At 74.8% G+C, this 6,133-nt stretch carries 7 protein-coding genes and 1 pseudogene; 1 reads left to right on the forward strand and 7 read right to left on the reverse strand.

Annotated features, from left to right (window positions below):
- Positions 1 to 16 precede the first annotated feature (16 nt).
- A complete protein-coding gene (gene epmA / locus ACK8OX_RS23585) occupies positions 17 to 1,132 on the forward strand; it encodes an EF-P lysine aminoacylase EpmA (protein WP_430666722.1) in 1,116 nt (371 codons plus the stop codon).
- On the opposite strand, the gene ACK8OX_RS23590 is transcribed toward epmA, so the two are convergent.
- The 7 genes and pseudogenes from ACK8OX_RS23590 to ACK8OX_RS23620 form a co-directional block, all read right to left on the reverse strand.
- Positions 1,078 to 1,794 (reverse strand): FkbM family methyltransferase, encoded by a 717-nt coding sequence (locus ACK8OX_RS23590; protein WP_430666723.1) that lies wholly within the window; start codon positions 1,792 to 1,794, stop codon positions 1,078 to 1,080. The two genes, epmA and ACK8OX_RS23590, sit on opposite strands and share 55 nt — an antisense overlap.
- Complete coding sequence (locus ACK8OX_RS23595) at positions 1,794 to 2,654, reverse strand: PhzF family phenazine biosynthesis protein (RefSeq protein ID WP_430666724.1); 861 nt, start codon at positions 2,652 to 2,654, stop codon at positions 1,794 to 1,796. The genes ACK8OX_RS23590 and ACK8OX_RS23595 overlap by 1 nt, the downstream gene beginning before the upstream one ends.
- Before the next feature lie 40 nt (positions 2,655 to 2,694).
- Positions 2,695 to 3,372 carry a hypothetical protein gene (locus tag ACK8OX_RS23600; protein WP_430666725.1) on the reverse strand — a complete coding sequence of 226 codons (678 nt, stop codon included), beginning with the start codon at positions 3,370 to 3,372 and terminating at the stop codon, positions 2,695 to 2,697.
- 41 nt (positions 3,373 to 3,413) lie between these two features.
- On the reverse strand, positions 3,414 to 4,049 hold the full coding sequence (thiE, locus tag ACK8OX_RS23605; protein ID WP_430666726.1) for a thiamine phosphate synthase: 636 nt from the start codon (positions 4,047 to 4,049) through the stop codon (positions 3,414 to 3,416).
- Positions 4,050 to 4,080: 31 nt separating this feature from the next.
- Complete coding sequence (locus ACK8OX_RS23610; RefSeq protein ID WP_430666727.1) at positions 4,081 to 4,806, reverse strand: sulfite exporter TauE/SafE family protein; 726 nt, start codon at positions 4,804 to 4,806, stop codon at positions 4,081 to 4,083.
- Positions 4,807 to 4,954: 148 nt separating this feature from the next.
- On the reverse strand, positions 4,955 to 5,866 hold the full coding sequence (locus ACK8OX_RS23615) for a class I fructose-bisphosphate aldolase (protein WP_430666728.1): 912 nt from the start codon (positions 5,864 to 5,866) through the stop codon (positions 4,955 to 4,957).
- A gap of 49 nt (positions 5,867 to 5,915) precedes the next feature.
- Positions 5,916 to 6,133 (reverse strand): annotated as a pseudogene (locus ACK8OX_RS23620) (hypothetical protein); the annotation flags it as partial.

Here is a 6,133-nt window from a genome sequence, read left to right on the forward strand (position 1 = left end):
GACGTCCATGCCCCCGATGCCCCGCGCCACCCCCGGCGCCACGCCCCCTTGGCACCCCGAGAGCCTGGCCGCGCGCCTGCCCTTCCTACGCCGCCGCGCCCGGCTCGCGGCCGACACGCGCGCCTTCCTCACCGGCCGCGGCTATGCCGAGGCGGAGACGCCCTGCCTGGTGCCCGCGCCGGGGATGGAGGTCCACCTGCGCGCCTTCCGCAGCGAATACCGCCCCCATCTCGGCATCGGCGTGCCGACCGTGCTGTGGCTCCGCACCTCGCCCGAGCTGGCGCTGAAGCGGCTGCTGGTGGCCGGGGCGGGGCCGGTCTTCGAACTTGCCCGCGTCTGGCGCAACGGCGAGGCGAGCCCCCGGCACGCACCCGAATTCACCATGCTGGAGTGGTACCGCCCCGGGATGACGCTCGACGGCCTGATGGACGAGACGGAGGCGCTGTTCCGTTCCGTCTGCCCGGCCGTGGTGGCGCATGGCGGGGTGGCGACCGACCTGTCCCTTCCGTTCGAGCGACTGACCATGGCGGAAGCCTTCCGCCGCCATTGCCGCGGGCTCGACATCCTGTCCACCGTGGATGCCGCGACGGCCGGGGGCGATGCCGCGGCCCTGCACGCGGCGGCCCGCGCCGCGGGGCTCGACCTGCCGGCCGGGCTGGGGTGGGAGGATGCGTTCTTCCACCTGGTGCTGACCCATGTCGAGCCGGCGATCGACCGCGACCGCGCGACCTTCCTGACGCATTGGCCCGCCCCGCAGGCCGCGCTCGCCCGCCGCGACCCGGCCGACCCCCGTGCCGCTCTGCGCTTCGAGCTGTTCGTCGCCGGGCTCGAACTCGCCAACGCCTTCGACGAGCTGACCGACCCCGCCGAGCAGCGCGCCCGCTTCACCCGCGACGTGGAGGAGCGCAAGCGTCTGGCCGGGGAGGAGGGGTGGGAGGTGGACGAGGATTTCCTCGCCGCGCTGGCCTTCGGGATGCCGGCCGGCGCCGGAATCGCGGTGGGCTTCGACCGGCTGGCGATGCTCGCGGCCGGGGCCGAGCGGATCGACCAGGTGCTGTGGCTGCCGCTGGTGGTGGATCAGCCGGGCAGCGCGGCCATCACCTCGGCCGCCCGTTCCTCGGGCCAGGCGTAGAAGGTGAAGACATAGGGGTCCGACGCCGCGAAGACCGAGGGGTCGGGCGAGGCGACCTGCATCGTCGCGGGATCGAACTCCGCCAGCGGGCGCATCGCGCCGTCCAGCCAGAACCGCGTCTCGTAGCCCAGCGCCGCCAGCAGGGCGGGCACGTCGCGCGTGGCGCCCGGGCGGTGGCGCTCCTCCAGCTCCAGCGACAGCACGGGGCGGCAGCGACGCAGCGTCTCCCGCCCGCCCTCCAGCACCTCCCCCTCGGCGCCCTCGGCATCGAGCTTGACGTGCTGCAGCTCCGCAAGGCCCAGCGCGTCGATGGTGGTGACCTCCACCTCGATCCGCTGCACCTCCAGCCCGTCGAAGGCGGCGTAGTCCTTGGCGGTGCTCGCCCATTGCTCGGCCGGCACGCCGCCGAGCACGGGGACCGACAGCAGCAGCCGCCCGGGCGCCCGGCCCAGCGCCTCGGTCCGCAGCGTCACGGGCAGGGGCCTGGGCTCGGCCAGCACCGCCGCGCGCAGCCGCGCGAAGGCGGGGGGCAGCGGCTCGAAGGCGATCACGCGCGCACCGGGCAGGCGTGCGAGAGGCAGGGTCAGCAGCCCGTCATGCGCGCCGACATCGAGGATGACGCCCGGCCGGTGCAGCCGCGTGTGGAAGGCGATCTCGTCCATCACACCCATATGCGCCCGGCGGCCACCGGCACAACGCCGCCGCCGACCGTGACGCGGATGCCATCTGCCCCGCGCCGGGCGGTGACGTGCAGCAGGCTCGGCCGGCCCATCTCGACCCCCTGCTCGACCTCGATCTCCAGCGCCTCGCCGCCCTCGCGTTCCAGCAGCAGGCCGCCGAGCGCGCAGTTCGCGCTGCCGGTGGCCGGGTCCTCGCCGATGCCGTCGATCGGCGTCAGCATCCGCGCGCGCAGCCGCCCGGGCGCTAGGCGGGTGAACAGGTGCAGCCCGGCCGCGACGGACAGCGGCATGCGCGCGCGGAAGGCGGGGATGTCCGGCACGGCGCGCGCCAGCACCGCGGCGTCCGCCACCTCCGCCAGCGCGAAGTCGAGCCCGCAGCCGCCCACCACCACCTCCCCCGCGACGGCGCCGGCGGGCAGGGCGGCGCAGGCCGCGGCATCCTGCGCCGGCACGGTGCGGGCGCGCGCGAAGGGCCGCGGCGCGGTGATGCGCGCGCCGGCGACCTCGCCACCCGTCTCCGTCAGCTCCGCCACGACCAGCCCGGCCGCCTGGCCGAGCAGGATGCGCCCGCGCCGGCCCATGCGCCGCGCCAGCATCACCGCCGCGCCGACATTCGGATGGCCGGCGAAGGGCACCTCGACGCCCGGGGTGAAGATGCGGAGGAAGGCGTCGTTGCCCTCCGTCGCGGGCAGGACGAAGACGGTCTCGCTGAGGTTGAACTCCCGCGCGACGCGCTGCATCGCGGCGCCGTCCAGCGCCTCGGCGCCGTACACCACGGCCAGCGGGTTGCCGCCGAAGCGGGTGGTGGTGAAGACGTCGCAGGTCTCGTATTCGAAGGTCATCCCGTCCTCGCTCGCATGCCGGTGCCGCGCGGCGCGCGGATCATCCGCCCGGCCTGAAGGCGGCCACCGCCATCAGGTCGCGGATATTCGCCTCGATCTCCGCCGGGCTCAGCCCGAACAGCGCGGCCATGCGCCCGGCATGGGCGCGCATCTCCGGCGTCAGCGGCTGGCCCTTGCGCGGCGAGCGCACGAGCCAGAGCTTCATCAGCGTCACCTCGTCGATGGTCCGCGGCCGCTCCGGCGTGCCGACCAGCCCGCGGGTGCGCGCCTTCTCGTAGCCCGCGCCATGGGACGTGTTGATGCCGCGCGGCAGCAGCACGGCGCGGATCCAGGACAGCCGCAGCCGCTGCGCGCGGGCGCGGTTGAACAGGTGGTCCACATGGTGGCTGTCGGGCAGCGCGCCGCCGGCATGGCCGCGGCATGTCCGCAGGTACAGCTCGTAGTCGTCGCGGTAGTGGTCGTTGTCGGCATGGACCCAGAGCATCCGGTAGCCGAGCGTCGGGCAGGACTGCACCAGCGCCCCGCCCCGGGCGCCGGCCAGCGCCGCGAAGGCGACCGGATGCGCGCGGCGCAGCGCGCCCGGCGTGTGCAGCGCATCGGCGAGTTCGGCGACGGCGGCATAGGGCAGGATGGCGGCGCCCGCCCTCTCCGCCGCAACGGCCTCGGCCATCAGCGCCTCCCGCTCCTCCTGCATCACCTCGGCGAGACCCATGCCCATCGCATCACCCTCCCGCGGGTCCGGCGGGTCGGGGCCGGGGGCTAGCCTGCGGCGGCGATCGCCGCGTTCATGGCCCGCACCCCCGCGCCCGGCCCTTCGGGATGGTTCCACACCGCGCCGATCACCGCCAGGAAGTCCGCACCCGCCCGCACCAGCGGCGCGCAGTTGCCGGCGGCGATGCCGCCGATGGCGACGCAGGGGATCTCGAACATCTCGGACCACCATTCGAGGATGTCGGGCTCCGCCCTGTGGGCCACCTCCTTGGTGCCGGTCGGGAAGAAGGCGCCGAAGGCGACATAGTCCGCGCCGGCCTCCCCCGCCTCCATCGCCAGGTGGCGGGAGGCGTGGCAGGTGACGCCGATCATCGCCTCGGCGCCGAGCAGCCGGCGCGCCGCCACCGGGTCGCCGTCGCCCTGGCCGAGATGGACGCCGTCGCAGCCGGCGCGCTTCGCCAGGTCCATCCGGTCGTTCATCAGCACCGCGACGTCGCGCGCCTGCGCGACCGGCAGGATCGCCTCCGCCGCGCGCAGCACCGCATCGTCCGGCACGTCCTTCAGGCGGATCTGCAGCGCGGCGACGTCGCCCGCGTCCAGCGCCCCGGCCAGCGCCGCGGCGAAGGCGGCGGGGTCGGGCAGGGCAGGGGGCGTGATGAGGTAGAGCCGGCAGGCGTCGCGCATCGCGCCGGTCTACAGCACCGCGCGCGGCCGGTCACGCAAGCCCGCGCCAGGCCAGTTGCGCGCCGAGCGCGAGGAGGGCGGCGAAGAAGATGCGGCGGAAGGTGGCGGGCGGGATGCGCTCGCGCAGCCGTGCCCCCGCCCATTGCCCGGCAAGGGCCGGCGGCAGCGCGAGCAGCGACCCCGCCGCGTTCACCGGCGTCACCGCCCCCTGCCAGGCCAGCGCCGCGCCGAGCGCGACCGTCGCCACCAGGAAGGCGAGGCCGAGCGCCTGCACCAGCGCATCCCGCCCGAGGCCGAGCGCGCCGAGCCAGGGCACGACGGGCATCACGAAGACCCCCGTCGCCCCGGTGACGAGCCCGCCGGCCAGCCCGACCGGCACCGCGCTGAGCCGCGCCGCGCGCGCCGACAGCCGCAGCGGCGGTGCCACCAGCCCCCACGCCGCATAGGCCAGCAGCGCCGCTCCGAGCAGGCCGAGCGCGAGCCTCCCGCCGCCCGCCAGCAGCGGGATGGCCGCGAAGGTCGCCGGCACGATCGCCAGCAGCATCGGCCAGCAGCGGCGCAGCAGCACCGGGAGGTCCGGCCCGCGCGCCTGCATGATGTTGGTGGCCAGCGACGGCAGCAGCAGCAGCGCCGCCGCCTCGGCCGGCGGCATCAGCAGCGCCAGCAGCCCGATGGAGATGGTCGGCAGGCCAAGCCCGATCAGGCCCTTGGCCGCGCCCGCCAGCAGGAAGACGGCGGAGGTGAGGAGAAGGTCCATGCGCCCGACCGATGCCCCGATCCCGCGCGCGATGCCGCGGCCCGCACGGAAACCGGCGCGGCGCCTGCCGCCGGGGCCGACGGCAGGAGAGCTCCTGATGCGGCTCGCGTCGCCCCTTCCCCCGGTGCCGGGGAAGGGGCGCCGCCGCTCAGGCCTTGTAGATGTCGATGATGTCGCCGAGCAGCTTCAGCGCATCGGCCTTGCTGCGCTGGAAGGCGTTGCGGCCCATGATGGAGCCGTTGCCGCCGCCGGCATGGATGGCGCGGACCTCCTTCAGGATGTCCTCGTTCCCCTTCGCCTCGCCGCCCGAGAACACGACCAGGCGGCGGCCGCCGAAGCAGGCCTGGACGATGTGCGCGAAGCGCTTCGCCGCGTCGTCCTCGACCGGGTGCTTCTCGTAGGTCTTCTTCGCGGCGTCGAGCGAGACGGAGGCGGTCGGCGGCTTCACCTTGATGATGTGCGCGCCGATCAGCGCCGCCATGTGCGCGGCATAGGCCGCGATGTCGAGCGCCGTCTCGCCCACCTTGTCCAGCATCGGGCCGCGCGGGTAGCTCCACACCACCACGGCGAGGCCGACGGACTTCGCCTCCTCGGCGAGGGAGCGCAGCTCCTCCATCATCTCGAACTGGTATTCGGAGCCCGGGTAGATGGTGAAGCCGACGGCCGAGCAGCCGAGCCGCAGCGCATCCCCGATGGACGCCGTCACCGCCTGGTCCTTGGTGGTGGACAGGCTGTTGGAACTGTTCATCTTCAGGATGGTCGGGATGCAGCCGGCATAGGTCGCGGCCCCGGCCTCGATCATGCCGAGCGGCGCGGCATAGGCGTTCAGCCCGGCCTCGAGCGCAAGCTCGAACAGGTAGCGCGGGTCATAGGCGGCGGGGTTGGGCGCAAAGCTGCGGGCGGGCCCATGCTCGAAGCCCTGGTCGACCGGCAGGATCACCATGCGGCCGGTGCCGCCGAGCCTGCCCTGCATCAGGATGCGGGCAAGGTTGGCCTTGGTGCCGGGGTTGTCGCTCTCGTACCAGGACAGGATTTCCTGGACCTTCGGCGTCAGGCGCATCTGGGCGGTGTCCTCTCGTCGGTCGGCGGCTTCGTTCGATGGCTGCGGTTTAGCCCCTGGTGACGGCGCTGTCATGGGGGGCGGGGGTCAACCAACGCGCGAGCAGGGCGCGCGCGCCGGGCCGGCGAAGGTCGAGCCCCTGCAGGTCGAGCGCCGGCGGCCGCGCGGGCAGCAACTCCGCGCCGCATTCCGCCGCCGCGCCGGCGACCGCGGCGAAGGCCGGGGAGGCACCGTCGAGCACGAGCAGGCGGCAGCCCGCGCGCAGGG

This window comes from Falsiroseomonas sp. CW058, assembly GCF_050563535.1.
Taxonomy (GTDB): domain Bacteria; phylum Pseudomonadota; class Alphaproteobacteria; order Acetobacterales; family Acetobacteraceae; genus Falsiroseomonas.